The sequence below is a fragment of the Nonomuraea sp. NPDC004354 genome (genome assembly GCF_053602555.1).
This window is the reverse complement of sequence record NZ_JBSGDV010000005.1, coordinates 73,283-93,427: the sequence shown is the minus strand read 5'-3', so window position 1 is coordinate 93,427 and position 20,145 is coordinate 73,283. Positions and strand designations below refer to the sequence as shown.

Sequence of the window (20,145 nt, the reverse complement as noted above, 5' to 3'; positions counted from 1 at the left end):
CCTGGCCGTGGCCAGACCGCAGGAACTCGGTGTGGCCCCGGCGGGCGACGCCATTCCCCAGGAGGAGCGATGAAGTTCAGTTACGTGATGCTGCCCGACTACCCGCTCCAGGAGTCGCTGGAGGCCATCAAGGTCGCCGACGAGCTGGGCTTCCACGCCTGTTACGCGGCCGACGAGACCTGGCACAAGGACCTCTGGCTGCTGTTCGCGGCCGCCTCGCAACAGACCAGCAGGGTCAGGTTCGGCCCGAGCCTGTCCTCGGTGGTGCTGCGCGAGCCCTCGCTCATCGCGCAGGCCGCCGCCACCCTCGACGAGCTCAGCGACGGCCGCGCCGAGGTGGTCCTGTCCAGCGGCAACTTCGGGCTGCTCGCCCAGTACGGCATCGACTGGGCGACCACCAGGCCGCTGTCACGCGTGAAGGAGGCCGCGCACGTCGTCCGCACGCTCCTGGACGACGGCGCCATCACCTTCGAGGGCGAGTTCTTCCGCTACAACGGCCTGTTCACCTTCGCCAGGCCCGTGCAGGAGCACGTGCCGGTGAAGCTCGGCGCGATGCGCGGCCCCCGCTCCTTCCGCGCCGCGGGAGAGCTGTCCGACGGCGTGCACCACGCGCTCAGCTACACCCGCGAGGCCTACGACTACCTGGTGTCGGAGTTCAGGGCCGGCGCCGAGAAGGCGGGCAAGGACTGGACGGCGATGGACATCGGAGCCTGGGTCGTCTTCGCCACGGGACCCGACTCCGCGGTGGCCAAGGAGGCCGCGCGCAGCATGGTCGGCCTCTACGCCTCGTCGATGCCCGCCGAGCAGCTGGAGCGCAACGGGGTCGACCCGAACGTGATGAAGCCCGTCGTCGACGCGCTCGGGGCCGGCGACCTGGCCAGGGCCATCGAGCTGACCAGCCCGGAGCTGGGCGACCGGCTGTCGATCGCCGGCACTCCCGAGGAGTGCGTGGAGAAGATCAGGCGCGAGATCGAGCCGTCGGGGGTCAACCACATGATCCTCGCGGTGACGGACGCGACGCTGGTCAAGCAGTTCATGGGACGCGACCTGCCGGAGGTGGCCTCCGTCGAGGAGCAGCTGCGGCTGATCCATGACCGGATCATGCCCGCCTTCGCGTGACCGGTGCCCGTCGGCAGCGGAGAAGGTGTGTAGCGCGGAGCTGGCGGGGCAAGGACCCCGAAACCCTGCAACCGAGAACGAGGAGGAGCCGTAGTGCTCACTCTGACGCCAAACGCAGCCCAGGTCATCAAGGATCTGACCGCCCGGCAGGATGCGGAGGCCAGCGGTATCCGCATCTCGTCACAGGGCGACGACCAGGGATCCCTGGTGCTCAGCATGGCCGACGCGCCTGAACCGACCGATGAGGTGGTGGAGAAGGAAGGAGCCAGGGTCTACCTCGACCCGGTGGCGGCCAGCGTCCTGGACGACAAGTCACTGGACGCCGACACCGACGGGGAGGGCGGGGTCGCCTTCCACGTCACGGGTCAGCAGGACGCCTCGTGAGAGGCGATCACACCATCAGGAGCGCGGCGGCCTCGGCGGCGGAGGGAAGGCCCTCGACGTCGCCGTGCACCTCCACGATGCGCCCGGCGAGCACGCTGCCCACCCGAGCGGCGTGCTCGCGCGTGGCGCCGGAGAGCCTGGCGGCCAGGTAGCCGCCGAGCAGCGCGTCTCCCGCGCCAACCGGGTCGCGCACCACCCGCGCGGCGCTCGGCAGGTGGCCGGCCGCGCCGTCCTCGCCGTGATAGTAGACGCCGTCCGCGCCGGCCTTCAGCACGACCTCGACGCCCTCGGGGCGGCGCGCCAGGGCGGCGGCGAACACGTCGGCGGGTGCCGTGGCGCCGAACAGCGGTTCCGCCTCGTCCTGGCCGAGAACCAGCAGGTCGGTGCGCGGCAGCAGGTCGAGTACCGTGGCCAGCACGCGGTCCTGGCGGCCGAGCGCCGGGCGCAGGTTGGGGTCGACGACCAGCAGCGCCCCCGCTGAGCGCGCGCCTTCGGCCAGGGCCCGGACCAGCCGCTCGGGCCCTTCGCCGAGGGCGATCGTGATGCCGCTGACGACGATCGCCCTCGGCCGGGCGTCGAGGATCGCGGCGGCGTCGCTGTCGTCCATCCCGGCCGCGGCCGACCCCGACCGGTAGTAGTGCACGCGCCTGACCCCGTCCGGCAGCACCTCCTTGAAGAACACGCCGGTCGGCCTGGTGCCGTCGCGGCCGACCAGGCAGGTGCCGACGCCGAGGGACGCGGCGACGGCCAGGACCCGCTCGCCGAACGGGTCGGCGCCCACGCGCGAGGCGAACCAGGCCGTGCCGCCGAGCCGGGCGACGGCCGCGCACACGTTCAGCTCGGCGCCGCCGACGTGCACGCCCATCCGCCCGGCGGTCGCCAGGCGCTCTCCTTCGGCGGGCTGGAGCAGCACCATCGCCTCTCCGACACCGACCACGTCAGGACGCGTCACCACATCCCCCATCGCTCGCGGGTTTGCTTTTCCACCAGTGCCGGGAAATCATCTCATCACTCATGATTGTGGACGGGGGCTCCCGGTGCGTGACTTCCGGTGGCGGCTGACCGAACGCCTGGTGGCCGACCGCGTGATCGGCATCATCCGCGCACCGTCCGCCGAGACCGCCGTCACGTACGGCAGGCGGCTGTCGGCCGCCGGGCTTGCCGCCGTCGAGGTGTCGCTGTCGACGCCCGGCGCGCTGGCCGCCGTCCGCGAGCTGGCCACCGGCGCGCTCGTCGGCGCGGGCACCGTGCTCGACGCGGTCCAGGCCGGAATGGCGATCGAGGCGGGCGCCCGCTTCCTGGTCTGCCCCACGCTCGACGCGGGCGTGATCCGCGCGGGCCACCGCCACGGCGTGCCGGTGGTCGCCGGAGCCCTGACGCCGACCGAGATCGTCAGGGCGCTGGAGGCCGGCGCCGACCTGGTCAAGCTGTTCCCCGCGACGCAGAGCTCCCCGCAGGCGCTGCGCGACATCCTGCAGGCGCTGCCGCAGGCGCCGATCGTCCCGACGGGCGGGATCAGCGCCGCCACCGCGCCCGAGTGGATCGCCGCGGGCGCGGTGGCCGTCGGCATCGGCGGCGAGCTCACCCGCGGCGCGCCGCGCGAGGCCCCCTCACGCGTCCACGGCCTGCTCGCGGCGCTCCGCGCCGCCCGCTGACGATCCACGCCGAGTATGCCTAGGCCAGGAGTTTGGCCACGTACCTGAGCTGCTCCTCCCGCTGGAAACCGCCGCCACCCTCGTGGTTGTTCCACGGCCAGACGGTGATCTCCTTGTCCGCCTGCCAGTGGTTGTAGGCGGCGAACACCGTCGAGGGCGGGCAGACGTCGTCCATCAGCGCCACCGAGTACAGCGCCGGCACCTGGCCGCGCGCGGCGAAGTTCAGGCCGTCGAAGTAGGACAGCGTGCGGAACACGGTGCCGGCGTCGGCCCGCTGGGTGGCCAGGAAGCGGACGATCTCCTGGTAGGGGTCGCGGCCGGTGATCTCGACCGCCCTGCGGAAGTGGGTGAGGAACGGGACGTCGATCAGCGCCCCCCGCACCGTGGGACGCAGCGCGGCGACCGCCTGGGCGATGCCGCCGCCCTGGCTGGCGCCCGACACCACGATCCTGCCCGCGTCGACGGCCGGGTGTCCCGCGGCCACGTCCACCGCCCGCACGGCGTCGGTGAACACCCGTCGGTAGTAGTAGTCGGCGGGGTCGAGGATGCCTCTGGTCATCATGCCGGGCGCCTGCGGCGACCGGCCGCCGTGCGGGTCGGCGGTGGCGCCGGGGCTGGTGGGGCTGTGCGCGCCCTGCCCGCGGGTGTCGACCACCAGGACGGCCAGGCCCGCGGCCGGCCAGGTGAGGTGGTCGTGGGGGAAGCCCCTGCCGCCCGAGTAGCCGATGTACTGCACCATGCAGGGCAGGGGGCCCTCGGCCCCGCGCGGCACGATCAGCCACGCGTTGATCCGGTGGCCGCCCCAGCCGGCGAAGGAGGTGTCGTAGACGTCCACGGCGGTCAGCGGGATGTCGTAGGGCGTGAACGAGGGAGCCAGATCGTGCTCGGCGGCCTCGGCGAGAGTGTCGCTCCAGAACGCGTCGAAGTCGGCGGGCTCGTCACGCTCCGGGCGGTACTCGCGCAACCGGTCGAGGGGGAGGTCGAACAGGGGCACAGGGTCTCCCGAAGGTCAGAGGTCAACTCCTGACATTCCACCTCACCCGTCACTGAAAGCGCTATCCGGACTCCCGCCCTGCGCCATGATCAGCCGTCCGCGCCGTGCGGGTCCTCCGGGCCGTGCGGGCCGTCCGGGCCGACCACGGCGGCCAGCGCCTCCAGGAAGGCGGTCACCGCGGGGCGGTGGTCGCCGGCCCGCCACCCGATGGCCAGGCGGGCCGGCGACAGCCCGCCGACCGGCCGGCTGACCAGCCCAGGACGCTTGTACAGCTGGGCGTTGCCCTCCGCCAGCAGGACCAGGCCCAGCCCGGCCAGCACCGCCTCGAAGACCTCGTCGGCCGAGCTCGCCTCCGCGCCGACGACCGCGTCGGGCCTGCCGAGCCAGAACTCCCTCATCGGCCCCGCCGCCGCGGGCAGCGCGACGAACGGCTCGTCCCTGAGGTCGGCGAAGGCGATCTCCTCCCGGCCGGCCAGCGGGTGCGCCTCCGGCAGGGTGACGAAGCGCCGCTCGGTCGACAGCACGAAGGTCGCGATCCCCTCGGGCGCGGGCAACCACAGGAAGGCCACGTCCGAGGTGCCGTCGGCCAGTCCCGCGCTCGGGTCCTCCCACCCGACCACGCGCAGCGACACCGTCCAGCCCGGCATGCGTTCCCTGAAGCGGCGCAGCGCCTCGGCCTGGATGCCCCTGCCGACGGCGGTCTGCAGGCCGACGACGAGCGTTCCCGTGGGGGCGGCCTGCCGTACCAGGTCGAGACCCTCGTCCCACCGGGCGAGCAGGTCGCGGGCGACGGGCAGCAGCGCCGCCCCCTGGCGGGTGAGCGCCAGGCCGCCCGGCACCCGGTCGAACAGCGTGCAGCCGATCTGCCGCTCGAGCGCCCTGAGCTGCTTGGACAGCGCGGGCTGGGAGACGAAGAGCCGCTCGGCCGCCCGTGTCACGTGCAGGTCCTCGGCGGCGGCGACGAAGTACCGCAGCTCCCGCAGATGGATGTCCATAACCATCGGTTATACCGGCATGTCTTGGACCGGCCCGGACCCGGGGGCGGATGCTCGGAGACATGAGAACTCTTGGCACGCTCACCGTCCCGCCGATCGGCTTCGGGGCGATGGTCCTTTCGCCCGGCATCTACGGGCAGATCGACGACGACTCGGCGCTGACCGCGCTGCGGCACGCCATGGATCACGGCGGCACCCACATCGACACCAGCGACGCCTACGGGCCCGACGGGCACAACGAGCGCCTCGTCGGCAGGGCCGTCAAGGGCAGGCGGGACGAGGTCGTGGTGGCGACCAAGTTCGGGCTGGCCGTCCCGCCCGGGGTGGAGACCCGTTCGATCCCCGTGGGCTACGCCTTCGGCGAGCTGCGCGGCAACGCCGACCCCTCGCTGGTGCGAGGGTACGCCGAGCGCAGCCTGCGCAACCTGGACACGGACGTGATCGACCTGTACTACCTGCACTACCCCGACCCCGGCGTGCCCGTCGAGGACACCATGGGCGCGGTCGCCGACCTGGTGCGGGCCGGTCTGGTACGGCACGCGGGCCTGTCCAACGTGACCGCCGGGCAGCTGCGCGCGGCGCACGCCGTTCTGCCGATCACGGCGGTGCAGGTCGAGTGGTCGATGTGGCGCCCGATCGAGCCGGACCTGCTGGCGACGGCACGGGAGCTGGGCGTCGGCATGGTGGCCTGGAGCCCGCTGGGCTCCGGCTTCCTCACGGGAGGCGTCACCAAGCTCGAGGAGGGCGACTTCCGGCACAACGCGCCGCGCTTCGACCCGGCCAACCTGGCCACGAACAACGACAGGTTCGCGCCGATCAGGACGCTGGCCGTCGAGCTCGGCATCACCCCGGCCCAGCTCGCGCTGGCCTGGCTGCTGCACCAGGACGAGCACGTCGTCCCGATCCCCGGCAGCAGGACGCCCGCGCACATCACCGAGAACCTGGAGACGGCCGGCATCACCCTGCACCCTGACACGCTGGCCCGGCTGGACCGCGCGCTGGCCGGCTTCCAGGCGGTCGGCGCCACGCTGCTGTAGGGCGCGGCAGCACGTGGCGCGACCGCCTCACCAGCCGGGGTCAGCCGGCCGGGTGGTCCTCCCACACCTCGGGAGGAACGAACGTGGAGGTGACGGGGACGAAGCGTCCCTCCTCCGCCGACTGGAGTATCGCCGCCATCACCTCCACCACGTGCGCCGCCAGCTCGCCGGAGGCCCGGTGCGGCCGTCCCGCCGCGATGGCGCGGGCCATCTCGAGCACGCCGATGCCGCGTCCCAGGGTGGTGCCCTCCACCGGTAAGTCGGTCCAATCGGGCGCTCCGGTACGGCGCAGCCGTACCGGGCCGGTGAAGTTGTTCGGGTCGGGCGCGGCGAGCGTGGCCTCGGTGCCGGTGAGTTCGAGGAAGTCGCCGCGGGCCAGCGGCGAGTCGAAGGAGAAGACGGTCGTGGCGCGCTGCCCGCCGGCGAACTCCAGCAGCGCGCTGACGTGGGTGAGCACCTCGACGTCGAAGACGGAGCCGGCCAGCGGGCCTGAGCCGACCGTGCGCCGGGCGTGCGCCCTGCTGCCGTTGGCCGCCACTTTCGTGACGGGGCCGAACAGCACGGCCAGGGCCGTCAGGTAGTAGGGGCCCATGTCGAACAGCGGTCCGGCGCCGGGTTTGAAGAAGAACTCGGGGCTGGGGTGCCAGCGTTCGGGGCCGGGGCCCTGCAGGATCGTGATCGCCGACAGCGGCCTGCCGATGGCGCCGTCCGCCAGGGCGCGGGCGACGGTCTGCAGTCCCGCGCCGAGGAAGGTGTCGGGCGCGCAGCCCACCCTGACCCCGGCCCGCTCGGCGGCGGCCAGCAGCTCGCGGCCGGTGGCGGGGTCGAGCGTGAGGGGTTTCTCGTTGTAGACGTGCCGTCCGGCGGCGACGGCCGCCATGGCGACCTCGGCGTGCGCGGCGGGCACGGTCAGGTTGACGACGATCTCGACGTCGGGGTGGTCGAGGACCTGCGACACCTCTCCCGCGACAGGCACGCCGTACTTCTCGGCGGCGGCTCTGGCCCGGTCCGCGTCCAGGTCCGCGCAGGCGACCACGCGCAGCTCGGGCATGGCGGCGAAGTTGTCGAGGTAGCGCCTGCTGATGTTGCCGCACCCCACGATCGCGACACCGGTCACCGGTCCACCTCGCGCAGGTAGGCGAGGGAGTCGGCCAGCGCCTCGAAGATGTCGGTGGCGCACCGGTCGAGCTCGACCACCCGCATGGCCTGCGGCGCGGCGGCGAGGATGTCGGGGATGGGCAGCGTGCCCGCGCCCACGGCGGTCATCGGGTCCTTCAGGTTGGCCGGGCCGTCCTTGACGTGCAGGAACCGCACCCGCTCCCCCAGCCTGCCGAGCAGCTCGGGGACGTCGGCGCCGCCGACCGCGGCCCAGTAGACGTCCACTTCCAGGATCACTCCGGGGTCCAGCAGGTCGGCCAGCGCCTCGAGGGCGTGCCGCCCGCCGACGTGCGAGGCCAGCTCCCAGTGGTGGTTGTGGTAGCCCACGCGCACCCCGCGTTCCGTCCCCCAGGCGGCCGCGGCGTTCAGTGCGTCGGCGGTCCTGCTGATCCCCTCCGCGGTGGTGAACTCCGCCGGGTCCACCATGGGCACGATGAGCGTGCCGGCGATCTTCAGGTACTCCTCCCTGTCGGGGCCCAGCAGCGGGGCGTGCGCGGAGTGGATCTCGAAGCCTTCGACGGGGGTGAGGGTGAACGGCTCGACCGCCTCGTAGCCGAGGGAGGCGAGTCTGGAAAGGGTGGCGGTGGGGTCGGCGGCCAGATGGTCTCGGAGGGTGTAGAGCTGGACGGCATAAGACCTCATGGTGTTGAACGCTAACTACGCCAGGTGTGTGGTGCAATGTCCCCATGACGGTCGACGAGTCCCAGATCGACCTGCTGTCGGAGGCCTTCCTTCGCCAGCCCAGGCGCTACACCAGCCGTCAGGTCGCCGCGATGGCCGGGGTGCCGGTCTACCGCGCGCGGCGCTACTGGCGCGCGCTGGGATTCCCGAACGTCGCCGACGACGCGGTCGTCTTCACCGAGGCCGACGTCGAGGCGCTGAAGACGCTGGTCGCCCTGGTCAGCGACGGCTGCTACGACGAGGAGCACATGCTCCTGGTGACCAGGGCGCTCGGCAGGGCGACGGCGAGCCTGGCCGAGTCCCAGGCCGAGCTGGGCGCCGAGACGCTCGACCTGGCGGGCGTGCCGCTGGCCAAGCGCCCGGAGGCCTGGCGGGCGCGCGCCGACCGCGTGGTGCCCTCCCTGGAACAGCTGCTGGTCTACACCTGGCGCCGCCAGCTCGCCTCGGCCGCGGGCCGCATCGTGGACCAGGAGGTCGGCACCGTACGGCTGGCCGTCGGCTTCGCCGACATGGTCGGATTCACCAGGCTCAGCCGCCAGATCGCGGAGAAGGAGCTGGCGGGGCTGGTGGAGCGGTTCGAGGGCCGGTCGGCAGACGTCGTCACCTCCTCGGGCGGCAGGGTGGTCAAGACGCTGGGCGACTCGGTGCTGTTCGTGGCCGATCTGGCCCGGGTGGCCGCCGAGATCGCGCTGCGGCTGCTGGAGGTGCACGCCCCCGACCGGGCCATGCCCGACCTGCGGGTGGGCCTGGCGATCGGCCCGGTGATCAGCAGGATGGGCGACGTGTTCGGCACGACCGTCAACCTGGCCAGCAGGTTGACGTCGCTGGCGCCCGCCGGTGGCGTCCTGGCCGACCCGGCGCTCGCCGAGGACCTGTCCGCCTCCCCGGGCTTCACCCTGGTGCCCGCCGAGCCGATGACCGCCAAGGGGCTGGGCGAGCTGCTGCCGTCCGTGGTCCGCAGGGCGCCCCGCGACTGAGGCGCCCCGCGGAGCGCTCTCAGGCCGGCTCGGCTCCGCCGGCCTCGTCGTGGACGGCGGGCGGGGTGAGCACGGGCTCCAGGAAGGTCAACGTGCCGCGCTCGGTGTCGAGGCGGGCCCGCACGCCGATCGGGTAGGTCTGCATGGCGATGCCGTGGCCGATGTCGGCGCCCGCCATGACGGGCACCCCGAGGTCGCCGAGCCGTTCGACCAGCATGCGCTCGACGTCGCGCGGCTCGCCGCAGTCGGTGAAGGTGCCCAGCAGGATGCCCGCCACCCCGTCGCTGTAGGTGGCGCGGCGCAGCTGGGTGATGTAGCGGTCGAGCCGGAACAGCTCCTCGTCGACGTCCTCGAGGAAGAGGATGGCATCGCGGGCGGGCAGGCTGGTGTCGGTGCCGAGGGAGGCGGCCAGCAGGGTCGCGGTGCCGCCGAGCGTGTGGCCCTCGGCGACGCCGGGCACGACGGTCCTGAAGTCGGGGAAGGTCAGCTCGCGCACCTGCTCGGGGGTGAACAGCAGCTTCATCAGCTGGTCGAAGTCGTACTGTCCCGGTCCCTCGTAGAAGCCGTCGCAGGCGACCATGGGGCCGAACAGGGAGACCCAGCCGAGCTTGGCGGCCAGCGCCTCCAGCAGGGCGGTGACGTCGGAGTAGCCGACCACGACCTTCGGCCGGTCGGCGGGGACGCGCGACCAGTCGACCAGTTCGAGCGTGCGCTGCATGCCGTACCCGCCGCAGGCGCAGAAGACGGCCGCGAAGGAGGGGTCGGCGAGCGCGGCGGTCAGCTCGCGCGCCCGGGTGACGTCGTCGCCGGCCAGGTAGTCGTACTCGGTGCCGCCCATGCGCACGGCGCTGAAGACCTCGGGCTTGAGCCCCACCGTCTCCATGGCGCGCAGACCTCTGTCGAGGTTGGCCTGGTTGGGCGGGCCACTGGCGGCGATCACCGCCACGCGGTCGCCGGGACGCAGAGCGGGTGGACGGATCACGAAATCTCCTCCAAAGGCGTGAGATGGCAGGCGACTCCCGCGAGCACGGGCGGGTCGATCGTGCCGCACTCGTCGGTACGGCTGGGACAGCGGGGATGGAAGCGGCACCCCGCGGGGATGCGGGCGGGGTCGGGCGGTTCGCCCTGCAGCGGCGTCGCCGTGCCCGACGCGGCGGCGAGCATGGCCCTGGTGTAGGGGTGGCGGGGCCTGATCAGCACCTCCTCGACGGTGCCCGACTCGACGATCCGGCCGAGGTACATCACCGCGACCCTGTCGGCGATGTTCCAGGCCAGCCCGAGGTCGTGGGTGACGACCAGGGCCGACATCCCGAGCTCGTCCCTGAGGCCGAGGATGAGCTTGAGAATCTCGCCCCTGACCGAGGCGTCGAGCGAGGCGACGGGCTCGTCGGCGACGATCACCGAGGGTTCGAGGGCCAGCGCGCCCGCGATGACGACGCGCTGCTGCTGCCCGCCGGACAGCTCGTGCGGGTAGCGCCCGAGGTAGTCCTCGGGTGGCCGCAGCCCCGCCCTGGCCAGCGCCGAGGTCACCCTGTCATCCTTCAGCCCGTGCAGGCGAGGGCCCTCGGCGACGGCCGCCCTGACGGTCTGCCGGGGGTTCAGCGCGCCGCCCGGGTCCTGCAGGATGAGCTGGACGTGGCGGCGGTACTCCTTGAGCCGCCGGTAGTCCAGGGGCGCGCCCCGGTAGCGGACCTCGCCGCGCGTGGGCCTGACCAGGCCGACGAGCGCGCGGGCCAGGCTGGACTTGCCGCAGCCCGACTCGCCGACGAGCGCGACGATCTCGCCCTGCCGTACCTCGATGTCGACCCCGTCGACCGCGCGGGCCCGCCCGTAGGCGATCTCCAGCCCGCGCGCCTCCAGCACCGGCGTCATGACGCCCCTCCCTCCAGCACGTGCACGCAGGCCGCCGCGCGACCCTCGCCGCTCGGCCACAACTCCATCGCCCCGGTACGGCACGCGGGCCCCGCCGACTCGCACCGGGGCGCGAACGCGCAGCCGTCGCCGAGGTCGGCGAGCCGCGGCGGGTCGCCCGGCAGTCCCTCGGGCGCCAGCCTCGAGGCCGGGTCGCCGATGGTGGGGAAGGCCCTGGCCAGCGCTCTGGTGTAGGGGTGGCGGGGGTCGGCGATCAGCTCCTTGGCCGGGCCCGTCTCGACGATCCGGCCCGCGTACATGACCGCGAGGCGCTCGCACATCTGCGCCAGGACCGCCAGATCGTGGCTGATCATGATGACCCCGATGCCCGACTCGCGGACCAGGTCGCCGAGCAGCCGCAGGATCTGCGCCTGCACCATCACGTCGAGCGCGGTCGTCGGCTCGTCGGCGACGATCAGGTCGGGGCGGCAGGCCAGCGCCATCGCGATCATGATGCGCTGCCGCTGCCCGCCGGAGAACTCGTGCGGGTAGTCGCCCGCCCTCCGCGCGGGCACGCCCACCGCCTCCAGCAGTTCGGCGGCCCGCCCGCGCGCGGCCTTCACGCCCACCCTGTCGTGCAGCAGGATCGGCTCGCAGATCTGGTCGCCGACCGTGCGGACCGGGTTGAGCGCGCTCATCGCGCCCTGGAAGACCACCGAGACGGCGTTCCAGCGGACGGCCCGCAGCCTGTCCCACCGCGCGGTGAGCAGGTCCTCCCCTTCGAACAGCACCTGGCCGGTGACGCGGGCGGTGGCGGGCAGCAGCCGCAGCAGGCTGAGCGCCATCGTCGACTTGCCGCACCCCGACTCGCCCGCGACGCCGAGCGTCTGGCCGCGCTCGAGCGTGAAGCTCACGCCGCGCACGGCCTGGGCGGCGCCGTCACGGGTGCCGTAGCTGACGGTGAGGTCGCGCACCTCAAGCATGAGCGGACCTCCTGGGGTCGAGCAGGTGCTCGACGGCCCGCCCGGTGAGCGTGAAGCCGAGCACGACGATGAGGATCGCGACGCCGGGCGGCAGCAGGTACCACCACGCTCCCGCGGTGACCGCCCCGCCGGCGAACGCGGCCTGCAGCATGGAGCCCCAGGTCACGCTGGTCGGGTCGCCCAGGCCGAGGAAGGTCAGCGTCGCCTCCGACAGGATCGCCGACGCGACGGTCAGCGTGCTGGAGACCAGGATCAGCGGCAGGACGTTGGGCAGCACGTGACGCAGCATCACCTGGGCGTTGCCGGCGCCGAGGACCCTGGCCCGCTCGATGAACGGCCTGGCCTCCACGGCGAGCGTCTGGGCACGGACCAGGCGGGCGGTGGCCGTCCACGAGGTGACGGCGATGGCGATGGTGATGGAGGCCGCGCCCTGGCCGAGCACCGCCGACAGCGAGATGGCCAGCGGGAGGCTGGGCAGCGCGATGAACCAGTCGGTGACGTGCATGAGCGCCTTGCCGATCATGCCCTGGTAGTGCCCGGCCAGCAGGCCGACGGCGCTGCCGAGCAGTACCGTGAGCGCGGTGGCGATCAGCCCGATGGCCAGCGACTCCCGCGCGCCCCAGATGACCAGGAGCAGCACCGAGCGTCCGGCCTGGTCGGTGCCCAGCGGGTAGCCGCCCACGGGCGGCGACAGCTGCGGTCCGGTGACCTTGACGACGTTGAGGTCGGCGTCGCCGATGTAGAGGGGGGCGGTGAGGGCCAGCAGCGCGAAGGCGGCCAGCACGCCCACGCCCCAGAACAGCGACCTCATTGGGCACGCACCCTCGGGTCGAGGAAGCGGTAGGCGAGGTCGGCCAGCAGGTTCATGATGATCACGCTCGCGCTGAAGATGATGAACGTGCCCTGGAGAAGGGGCAGGTCGGGGATCTTGAGTGCCTGGTAGGTGAGGTAGCCGAGTCCCGGCCACGAGTAGACGGCCTCGACGGTGATCGCGCCGCTGACCAGCGTGCCGAGGTGCATGAAGATCATGGTGACCGAGGGCAGCAGGGCGTTGGGCGCGGCGTGCCTGCGGCGCACGCCCCCGTCGGTGAGGCCCTTGGCGCGGGCGGTGAGCAGGTAGGCCGCGCCCCGCTCGTCGATGATCGAGGACCGCATGATCGTCACGTACTGCGCGAAGATCACCAGAACCATGGTGAGGCAGGGCAGCACCAGGTGACGGGCCACGTCGAGCACGTCGGTCCCGGGCAGCGACGGGTCGCTCATCCCACCCGCGGGCAACAGCCCCGGGATGCTGAAGGCCACCAGCAGGATCATGCCGAGCCAGAACGTCGGCACCGACCAGAGGGTGAGCGAGGCGCCCGAGGTGATCCTGTCGAACACGCTGCCCTGCCGCCAGCCGCTGCGCATGCCCAGCCACAGCCCGAGCGCGACCGAGATGACCGCCGAGGTGCCCATGAGCAGCAGCGTGGGGCCGAGCCGATCGGCGACCAGGGTGGAGACCTGCTGCTGGAACTGCCAGGAGTAGCCCAGCTCGCCGCGCAGGGTGTCGCCGACGAAGGACAGGAAGCGCCGCCACAGCGGATCGTCGAGGCCGAGCTGCAGGCGCAGCTGGGCCAGCTGGGCCTCGCTGGTGGGACGGCCCCGGGTGAGGGTCCTGACCGGGTCGGCCGGCATGAGGCTGAAGATGACGAAGCCGATGACGAGCGTGACGAAGAAGCTGACCACGGCGGCGGCGAGCTTCTCGGCGAGGTGGCGGCCGAGGCCGCGCACCGCCGTACCGGAGGCCGCCCCGCCGCGTGACGCGAGGCTACTCACGGTCGCCCGCCGTCTTCCTGCGGCGGACCACCAGCACGCCGCCGACGGCGACGATCACCAGCGCGCCCAGCCCGAGCCACACCCCTGAGCCGCCGCCACCGCCGGCGGCCGGCGCCTTGGCCACGGCAGGCGGGCTGGCCTTGAGGTAGCTCCAGAAGGCGGTCTGCGCCGGGTGGAGCCCCTCGGCGTTCGGCGTGCCGGTGACGATGCCCCGCACGGTGTCGGTGCGGGCCACGTCGAGGGTGTTGGCGTAGTAGAGGATCTGGTCGACGTTCGCCCGGTACAGCATGCGCTGCATCTCCGCGACGATCCCGGCCCTCTCGGCGGGGTCGGCGCTGGTGAGCTGCCGCTCGAACAGGGCGTCGTAGTCCTTGTCGCAGTAGTAGGCCTCGGTGTTGCCGCCGGTGCCGTCGTCCTTCGGCAGGACGGCGCAGGTCTGGATGCCCAGCAGGTAGGTGGGGTCGGGCCCGGTGGTCCAGCCGTCCATCAGGATGTCCCAGTCGCCCTTGGCCAGGTCGCTGTTGAGCGCGCTCATGCTGAGCGGCTGGATGGTCAGCTTGATGCCGATCGCCTGCAGCCAGCCGACGAGGTAGGTGGAGATGGCCGCGTCGGCGGAGTCGTCGGAGTGGGTGCCGAGCCTGAAGGCCAGCGGCTTGCCGCTCTTCGGGTCGACCCGGACGCCGTCGGCGCCCTTGGCGTAGCCGGCGGAGTCGAGCAGCTGGTTGGCCTTGGCGGGGTCGAAGCGCTGCTCCTCCTCGGCGGTGGGCTTCCAGCTCCACTGCGGCCAGGCGGGCGGCAGGTAGCCGTGTCCGAGCTGGCCGAGGCCGTTGATGACCTTGGTGACCAGCGTCGGCTTGTCGATGGCCAGCGCGATCGCGTCACGCACCACCTGCTCGCGCAGCGCGGGGTGGCCCGTCCCGATGGGCTTGCCGCTGCGGGTCTTGGCGCCGGGGTTCAGCTCGATGCCCGTCCAGCCGTTGCCCACCTCCTGGACGGCCAGCAGCGACGGGTCGCCCTTCAGCGCGGTGAACTGGGTCGGGTTGACGCCGTTGATGTAGTCGAGCTGGCCGCTGCGCAGCGCAGCCACGGCCGCGTCCGACTCCTTGAAGCTCTGCTGGACCATGTGGTCGAAGCCGGGCGCGCCGAGCACGAAGTCCTTGTTGGCGTCGAACTTGGCGTACTGCTCGGGCTTGTAGTCGGTGAGCGTCCACGGCCCGTAGCCGACGACGGGGAAGGCGTCGTTCTTGTAGTCCTTCAGCCCCTTCACCTGCGGCTCCCAGACGTGCTTGGGCACGATGGGGATCCCGCTGATCGGGATGCTGACGTACATGACGTTCGCCTGCGGCTTCTTGGTCTTGATCACCAGCGTGGTGGGATCGGGCGCGGTCACCTTCTCGAAGTTGCTGACCAGCGAGCCGTTGGCGGTGCCCGCCACCGTGTCGGTCCTGATCAGCTCGAGGGTCCAGGCGGCGTCCTCGGCGGTGATCGGCCGCCCGTCGCTCCACTTCAGCCCTTCCCGCAGCTTGAAGGTCCAGGTCAGCTGGTCGGGGCCCTGGGTCCACGAGGTCGCCAGGTAGGGTCCGGGCTTGCCGTTCTCGTCGAGGGAGTTGAGCGAGGGGTAGATCGTGCCGAAGATGTCGAGCGCGCCGTTGAAGAAGGCGAGGAAGGGGTTGAGCGTGTCGACGCCCGATCCCGACATCTTCACCCGCAGCGTCGTCTCCCGGGCGGGCGCGGTGGCGGCGGGCGCGGTCGCGGCGGAGGCGGTCGCGGCGGGGACGGCCGCGGTGGTCAGCAGCGCGGAGGCGAGCAGCGCTTTTCCAATCCACATCGGGGTGTGCTCCTCGGGGGGTGGGGATGTAGGAATGCTGGCGACCCGCGAGCATCACCCCAACGATCGTGAACGCTTGTGAGCCTCACCCCTCAACTTTTCGAGGCTGCGCGGCGGCCGGCAGCCAGCCGGCGGCGCCCCGGTGCCAGCCGGCCGGCAGCGGCGGCTTCACCGGTCGTACAGGTCGTGGTGGGTCACCCGAGGCTCCTGCTCCAGCAGGTAGTCGGCGTCGAAGTCGTAGTACTTGGCGACGGTGACGTCGTCGCCCGCGAACGCGGCGACCGACTCCTCGCTGTCCCAGAAGGTGAGCGTGATGAAGTGGGCGACGTCGCCCTCCTCACGACGCAACACGTAGGCGCCCCGGCAGCCCGGCGTCGACCGGTAGTCGGGGATCGCGACCTCCCGCATCAGTCTCAGGTAGTCGGCTGACTTCTCGATCGGGGTGGCGCCGTGCCAGATCCGGGCGATCATGGGTTCCTCCGTACGGGTGCGGTGTCCCTTCATAGATGCCCGCGGCCCGCCCGGATGCCCGGCCTAGTCGCAGCGGCCCGCCTCGACCGAGGAGACCTTCCACTCCGCCCCGGGGAACGGCGACATGAAGTGGGTGAGCAGGTCGATCGCGTACCCGGGCACCTGGCCACCCGGGTCGAGCAGCGAGACCATCTGCGGCCCTTCCGCCCCGCGCAGCGTCAGCGTGTCGCCCCGCCGGACGGGCACGACGCCCGGCTTGGTGCCGACCGTCACGCACGCCAGCGGCACGCTGCCCGCCGTGATCGCCTGCCTGGAGCTGATGGGCCGCATCCGCTGGTCGTAGCGGCGCAGCCGCAGCGAGGTGGCCCTGCCCATCCGCACCCGCTCGGCGAACACGTCGGCGCCGACGCTCCGGGTGACCTTGACGTCCAGCCGGACGTCGGGCCGCAGGTCCACCCCGCGTGCCCGCAGGTCGAGCCGGTCGTAGCCGCCCTCGAACCCGGGCGAGACGAACCCGAAGGCCGCCGGCGCCGCCGCCCCGAAAGGCACCTTGCCGGGACGGATCCGCAGCCACGACATCGCGTGCACGGCGATCGTCACCTCGTCGATCCTGCTCGGACCGAGCCCGAACCGGCCGTCGAGCCGGTAGGCGAGGAAGCCGCCCGCGTACGGCACGTCCTTGCGGGCCGAGACCTTCCGCGCCGGCACGGGCTCCAGCTCCAGCCCCGTGCGGGCGCGCAGCAACCGGGTGGGCGATGGCTTGGAGGCCAGGTCGATGGACAGGTCGGGGTTGATTCTGGCGGTGGTGTCGGCGGCCAGGTCGCCGACCTCCAGGACGGTGTCGAGCACACGGCCCCGCGACGGCCGGTAGACCTTCTCGATCAGTCCCGCCTGGACGGCGAGCAGCCCGTCGAGGGTGCCGGCGTCGGCCTTGTAGGTGAGCGTGGGCAGCCGCAGGGCCGAGGCGTTGGTGTCGGCGTCGAGGCCGAAGACCGAGGGGACGTCCGTGAACCGCAGCGATCCCGTCGCCGCGCCCGACGTCACGGCCGCCTCCAGGCGCTCCACCGGGGCGGAGTTGCGCACCCGGATCCTGGTGCGGCCGCCGTACGCGCCGGTGACCGAGACCGCGGCGGGCACGGGGTCGACGAGCACCCGGCCGCGCAGCCTGCCCTGGTCGGCCTCGGCGCGGACCTCCAGGCTGCCGAGCGTGGCGGCGGGTTCGACGGCGTAGCCGGCCGTGACGGACTGCCCCTGCAGGGCGAACGGGCCGACGGTCATGCGGGTGACCGCGGACGGCAGCCCGGTGAGGGTGGCGCTGGCCCTGATCGGGACCGGGGCCAGCACGCGGCTGTCGAGGTAGAGGGCCAGTCTGCGGCCCGCCGGGTGGAAGCCGGAGAAGGTGAAGGTCTTCCTGGCCAGGTCGACGTCCACCGTGCCGGGCAGTCCCTCGAGGTCGACGTGGGCCCGCAGGCCGGGCCGCGCGGGGGTGCCGCCGTCGACGAGCGAGATCCCGCCCTTGACGTGCGGCGCGTCGGGGACATCGGCGGCGTTGCCGAGCCACACCTGGCCGGCGAGGTTGACGGTGGAGGCGTCGTAGGTCAGCCGGCCGTTCGCGCTGGAGATCGCGATACGGCCGGGGGCGGGGCCGAGCGTGGCCGCGGCCCCGAAGCGGTCTCCCGTGGCGGTGCGCAGGTCGGCGTCCACGGCGAGGGGACGGCGGGCGGCCTGCACGTCGGCGGTGAACCCGGTGCCGGTCGCGTTCCCGGCGAGGTCGGCCCTGCGCAGGCCGTCGAGGCGGACGCTGGCGTCGAACCTGCCGGTGCCGGCGTCGTGGTGGGCGGCCAGGTGCGGGCCGGTGGGCGCGGTGGCGTCGGCGTGGTTGGCGACGGCGATCGTCGCCGAGCCGATGGGGCCGGACAGCCCCCGGAAGCTCACCTGGGTGGCGGCGGGGGTGCCGGTGGCCGCCGGAGTGCGGGTGACCGCCGGAGTGACGGAAGGCTGGGTGCCAGGCGAGGGCGCGGTTCCCGGTGAGGGCGGGGTGCCCGGTGAGGGCGGGGTGCCGGGTGAGGGCGGGGTGCCGGGGAGGGCCCAGGTGGCCGCCCAGCGGGCGGGTACCCCCGTGACGGTGAAACCGGCGCGCAGCTCCCCCGCCCTCGCCGACGCCACGACCGAGGCGACAGGCGCGTCGGCGGTCCACTCCAGCCGCCTGCCCACCGTGTCGGCCACCGCGGTGAGGTGCCCGCGCACCCCCTTCACGCTCGCCCGCACCACCCCCTGCGGCGCGCCCGCGTGCAGGTCGATCCGGCCGAGCCTGCCGGGGGCGGCCACCTCCACGGTCGTCGTCGGGCCGAGCGCCCACGACGCCTTGACGCGCCCCCTGACTCCGCGCACGCTCGCGTCGACGCTCAGACCCGTCTTCCGGTTGGCGTAGGCGGCGCGCAGCCGTTCGATGGTCCCGCGCGCGGTGTAGCGGGCCGTGCGGGCGACGGGATCCAGGTCCGCGGTCACCTTCGCGGGCGTGTTGGAGATCTCCAGCCTGGCCAGGTGCGTCCCGTCGATGTCGGCCGCCCCGGTGAACGGCCTGCCGCCAGACCCCAGCTCGAGCCGGACGCGCGGCGCGGCGCCGTACGTGGCGTCGAAGCCCGCCACCCCGGCCAGCCTGCCCGAGACCCCCAGCCGGCCACCGTCCTTGATCATGGTGACATGGTCGCCGGGCAGGGCGGCGATCGCGCCCTGCCCGCGCTGGAGCAGCAGTGTCAGCTGACCCATGGGCGAGCTGGCGGTGTGGACGATCCGGTTGGCGGCGGCGTCGTGCTCGACGGTCATGGTCGCCGGAAGTCCGGTCAGGCGCGCGCTGACGACCGTCTGGTCCCTGGCGGCGTCGTAGAAGCTCAGGTCGGCGGCCTTGGCCCGGGGCGCGCCGGAGGTGACCGACAGCCCCTGGGGTGTGGCGGTGGCGCGGAACTCGCGCGGCAGCCGGGTGATCGACAGCCCGGCGGCCCTGGACAGCCTGCCGTCGCTGAACACGTAGTCGTGGAAGCTCGCCCTGGCGATGGGCGCGGTGCCGGCGAAGTGGACGGCACCGGGCCTGGTCAGCTCGGCGGTCAGCCGGGTGCCCATCCGGTCCACCGTCACCTGGGTGAACCGGCGCCGCTCCGCGACCACGAGGGCGTCGAGCTCGGCGGGCGCCGAGGCGGTGGCGGTCAGCGCGCTGCGGCCGCCGTCGAGCCTGGCGTGGGCGCTGAAGCGTTCGGTGGCAGGCGTCTGGCGCAGGCTGACCACGGCCTTGCCCTCCAGTCCCGCGATGGTGGCGGCGGAGGATCCGGGGGCGCTGCGCCGTACGGTCGCCCGCACGTCGACGCGCCCGGCCGCGAGCGCGGGCAGGTCGACGGTGAAGACGCCCCAGTCGCGGCCCGCCAGCGCGGTGCCCCTGCGGTAGCCGTCGAAGCCGACCTTCACCACCGTGCCGGAACCGACCGCGTACTCCGCCCACACCTGCGCCTTGACGGGGCCGCCGAGCTGAACGACGCCGAAGCCGATGCCGGCCCGCTCGCCCTCGGCCTGCTGCGGCACCAGCGTGGCGAGCAGGTCGGGCATGCCGTCGCCGGTGACGTCCGCCTGGACGGGCGTGGCCACCGGCCGCGCGGAGGAGCACGCGGCGGGCAGCGCGGCACTGGACGCGCACAGCTTGAACGTGGCCACCGGCACCCCCTCTCCCACCACGGGGAGGCGGATCTCGGGCGGCAGCGGAAGCCTGTGGCCCTTCGGGACCGGCAGCAGGGTCAGCCCGCCCGGCTCGGCGGCGGGCAGGACGAGCTCGGGTGAGGGGGCCGGCCCCGACATCCGCTTGCCGGCCTCGGCGATCACCTGGTCGACCAGCGTAGGGCCTGCGGGGATCGTCACGGCCGGCTCGCCCGGGCCCTGGGGCCGTTCGGCTCCGGCCCCTGCCGCCAGGGAGGGCCTGCGTGCAGTACCCGCCTGCGCCGCCGCCGGGACCCGCACCCGGGGTACCAGCTCGATCCGCGGCCTGCCGTCCTCGGCGGCGGCGCGCCATCCGGCCTCCGCCGCACCGGCCGGTGCTCGCCCGGTCACGGGTACGGCGTGCGCCGCCGTGGGCACGCCGGCGACCAGCGCGCAGACGAGCAGGACACAGGACAGCCGCGGCATGACTGGCTTTCCCCCGGATATGTGGCCGAC

General features: G+C 73.2%; 18 protein-coding genes. 5 read left to right on the top strand and 13 right to left on the bottom strand.

The features are described 5' to 3' along the window. Nucleotides 1-69 precede the first annotated feature (69 nt). Entirely contained in the window at nucleotides 70-1,119 is a 1,050-nt protein-coding gene (locus ACWENQ_RS17710; RefSeq protein WP_449922638.1) for an LLM class flavin-dependent oxidoreductase, read from the top strand. A gap of 93 nt (nucleotides 1,120-1,212) precedes the next feature. Then, on the top strand, nucleotides 1,213-1,503 hold the full coding sequence (locus ACWENQ_RS17705) for a HesB/IscA family protein (protein ID WP_354913333.1): 291 nt from the start codon (nucleotides 1,213-1,215) through the stop codon (nucleotides 1,501-1,503). A gap of 7 nt (nucleotides 1,504-1,510) precedes the next feature. On the opposite strand, the gene ACWENQ_RS17700 is transcribed toward ACWENQ_RS17705, so the two are convergent. Beyond that, on the bottom strand, nucleotides 1,511-2,455 hold the full coding sequence (locus tag ACWENQ_RS17700; RefSeq protein ID WP_449922640.1) for a sugar kinase: 945 nt from the start codon (nucleotides 2,453-2,455) through the stop codon (nucleotides 1,511-1,513). An 85-nt stretch (nucleotides 2,456-2,540) separates the two neighbouring features. On the opposite strand from ACWENQ_RS17700, the gene ACWENQ_RS17695 reads away from it, so the two are divergent. After that, nucleotides 2,541-3,158 (top strand): bifunctional 4-hydroxy-2-oxoglutarate aldolase/2-dehydro-3-deoxy-phosphogluconate aldolase, encoded by a 618-nt coding sequence (locus ACWENQ_RS17695; protein WP_449922642.1) that lies wholly within the window; start codon nucleotides 2,541-2,543, stop codon nucleotides 3,156-3,158. Between the two features lie 19 nt (nucleotides 3,159-3,177). Here ACWENQ_RS17695 and ACWENQ_RS17690 read toward each other — a convergent pair whose 3' ends face one another. Together ACWENQ_RS17690 and ACWENQ_RS17685 are read right to left on the bottom strand one after the other, a co-directional pair. Beyond that, the gene (locus ACWENQ_RS17690; RefSeq protein ID WP_449922644.1) at nucleotides 3,178-4,152 is read right to left on the bottom strand and encodes an acetylxylan esterase; all 975 of its coding nucleotides are present in this window, start codon (nucleotides 4,150-4,152) and stop codon (nucleotides 3,178-3,180) included. 89 nt (nucleotides 4,153-4,241) lie between these two features. Further along, nucleotides 4,242-5,147, bottom strand: a complete 906-nt coding sequence (locus tag ACWENQ_RS17685) for a LysR family transcriptional regulator (RefSeq protein ID WP_449922646.1) — start codon at nucleotides 5,145-5,147, stop codon at nucleotides 4,242-4,244. Nucleotides 5,148-5,209: 62 nt separating this feature from the next. On the opposite strand from ACWENQ_RS17685, the gene ACWENQ_RS17680 reads away from it, so the two are divergent. Beyond that, entirely contained in the window at nucleotides 5,210-6,184 is a 975-nt protein-coding gene (locus ACWENQ_RS17680; protein WP_354913343.1) for an aldo/keto reductase, read from the top strand. Nucleotides 6,185-6,224: 40 nt separating this feature from the next. Here the strand turns inward: ACWENQ_RS17680 and ACWENQ_RS17675 are convergent, their stop codons facing one another. Together ACWENQ_RS17675 and ACWENQ_RS17670 are read right to left on the bottom strand one after the other, a co-directional pair. Continuing rightward, nucleotides 6,225-7,301: a Gfo/Idh/MocA family protein gene (locus tag ACWENQ_RS17675; RefSeq protein ID WP_449922649.1), complete on the bottom strand. Its 1,077-nt coding sequence runs from the start codon at nucleotides 7,299-7,301 to the stop codon at nucleotides 6,225-6,227. Further along, complete coding sequence (locus tag ACWENQ_RS17670; protein WP_452415110.1) at nucleotides 7,298-7,984, bottom strand: sugar phosphate isomerase/epimerase family protein; 687 nt, start codon at nucleotides 7,982-7,984, stop codon at nucleotides 7,298-7,300. The genes ACWENQ_RS17675 and ACWENQ_RS17670 overlap by 4 nt, the downstream gene beginning before the upstream one ends. Nucleotides 7,985-8,028: 44 nt before the next feature. Between ACWENQ_RS17670 and ACWENQ_RS17665 the strand changes: the two genes are divergently transcribed. Then, complete coding sequence (locus ACWENQ_RS17665) at nucleotides 8,029-9,000, top strand: adenylate/guanylate cyclase domain-containing protein (protein WP_452415108.1); 972 nt, start codon at nucleotides 8,029-8,031, stop codon at nucleotides 8,998-9,000. 19 nt (nucleotides 9,001-9,019) lie between these two features. On the opposite strand, the gene ACWENQ_RS17660 is transcribed toward ACWENQ_RS17665, so the two are convergent. The 8 genes from ACWENQ_RS17660 to ACWENQ_RS17625 all read right to left on the bottom strand — a co-directional run bounded on the left by ACWENQ_RS17660 (nucleotide 9,020) and on the right by ACWENQ_RS17625 (nucleotide 20,115). Continuing rightward, nucleotides 9,020-9,982 carry a S66 peptidase family protein gene (locus tag ACWENQ_RS17660; RefSeq protein ID WP_452415106.1) on the bottom strand — a complete coding sequence of 321 codons (963 nt, stop codon included), beginning with the start codon at nucleotides 9,980-9,982 and terminating at the stop codon, nucleotides 9,020-9,022. Beyond that, nucleotides 9,979-10,872: an ABC transporter ATP-binding protein gene (locus ACWENQ_RS17655; protein WP_449922657.1), complete on the bottom strand. Its 894-nt coding sequence runs from the start codon at nucleotides 10,870-10,872 to the stop codon at nucleotides 9,979-9,981. Before ACWENQ_RS17655 ends, ACWENQ_RS17660 begins: the two co-directional genes overlap by 4 nt. Beyond that, nucleotides 10,869-11,834, bottom strand: coding sequence for an ABC transporter ATP-binding protein (locus ACWENQ_RS17650; protein WP_452415104.1), 966 nt, complete (start codon nucleotides 11,832-11,834; stop codon nucleotides 10,869-10,871). Before ACWENQ_RS17650 ends, ACWENQ_RS17655 begins: the two co-directional genes overlap by 4 nt. Next, nucleotides 11,827-12,645 carry an ABC transporter permease gene (locus ACWENQ_RS17645; RefSeq protein WP_354913357.1) on the bottom strand — a complete coding sequence of 273 codons (819 nt, stop codon included), beginning with the start codon at nucleotides 12,643-12,645 and terminating at the stop codon, nucleotides 11,827-11,829. The genes ACWENQ_RS17650 and ACWENQ_RS17645 overlap by 8 nt, the downstream gene beginning before the upstream one ends. Continuing rightward, nucleotides 12,642-13,649 (bottom strand): ABC transporter permease, encoded by a 1,008-nt coding sequence (locus tag ACWENQ_RS17640; RefSeq protein WP_449922661.1) that lies wholly within the window; start codon nucleotides 13,647-13,649, stop codon nucleotides 12,642-12,644. The genes ACWENQ_RS17645 and ACWENQ_RS17640 overlap by 4 nt, the downstream gene beginning before the upstream one ends. Then, entirely contained in the window at nucleotides 13,642-15,477 is a 1,836-nt protein-coding gene (locus ACWENQ_RS17635; protein ID WP_452415102.1) for an ABC transporter substrate-binding protein, read from the bottom strand. Before ACWENQ_RS17635 ends, ACWENQ_RS17640 begins: the two co-directional genes overlap by 8 nt. A gap of 168 nt (nucleotides 15,478-15,645) precedes the next feature. Beyond that, nucleotides 15,646-15,948: an antibiotic biosynthesis monooxygenase family protein gene (locus tag ACWENQ_RS17630; RefSeq protein WP_354913363.1), complete on the bottom strand. Its 303-nt coding sequence runs from the start codon at nucleotides 15,946-15,948 to the stop codon at nucleotides 15,646-15,648. Nucleotides 15,949-16,011: 63 nt separating this feature from the next. Beyond that, nucleotides 16,012-20,115 (bottom strand): hypothetical protein, encoded by a 4,104-nt coding sequence (locus ACWENQ_RS17625; protein WP_452415100.1) that lies wholly within the window; start codon nucleotides 20,113-20,115, stop codon nucleotides 16,012-16,014. Nucleotides 20,116-20,145: the final 30 nt, after the last annotated feature.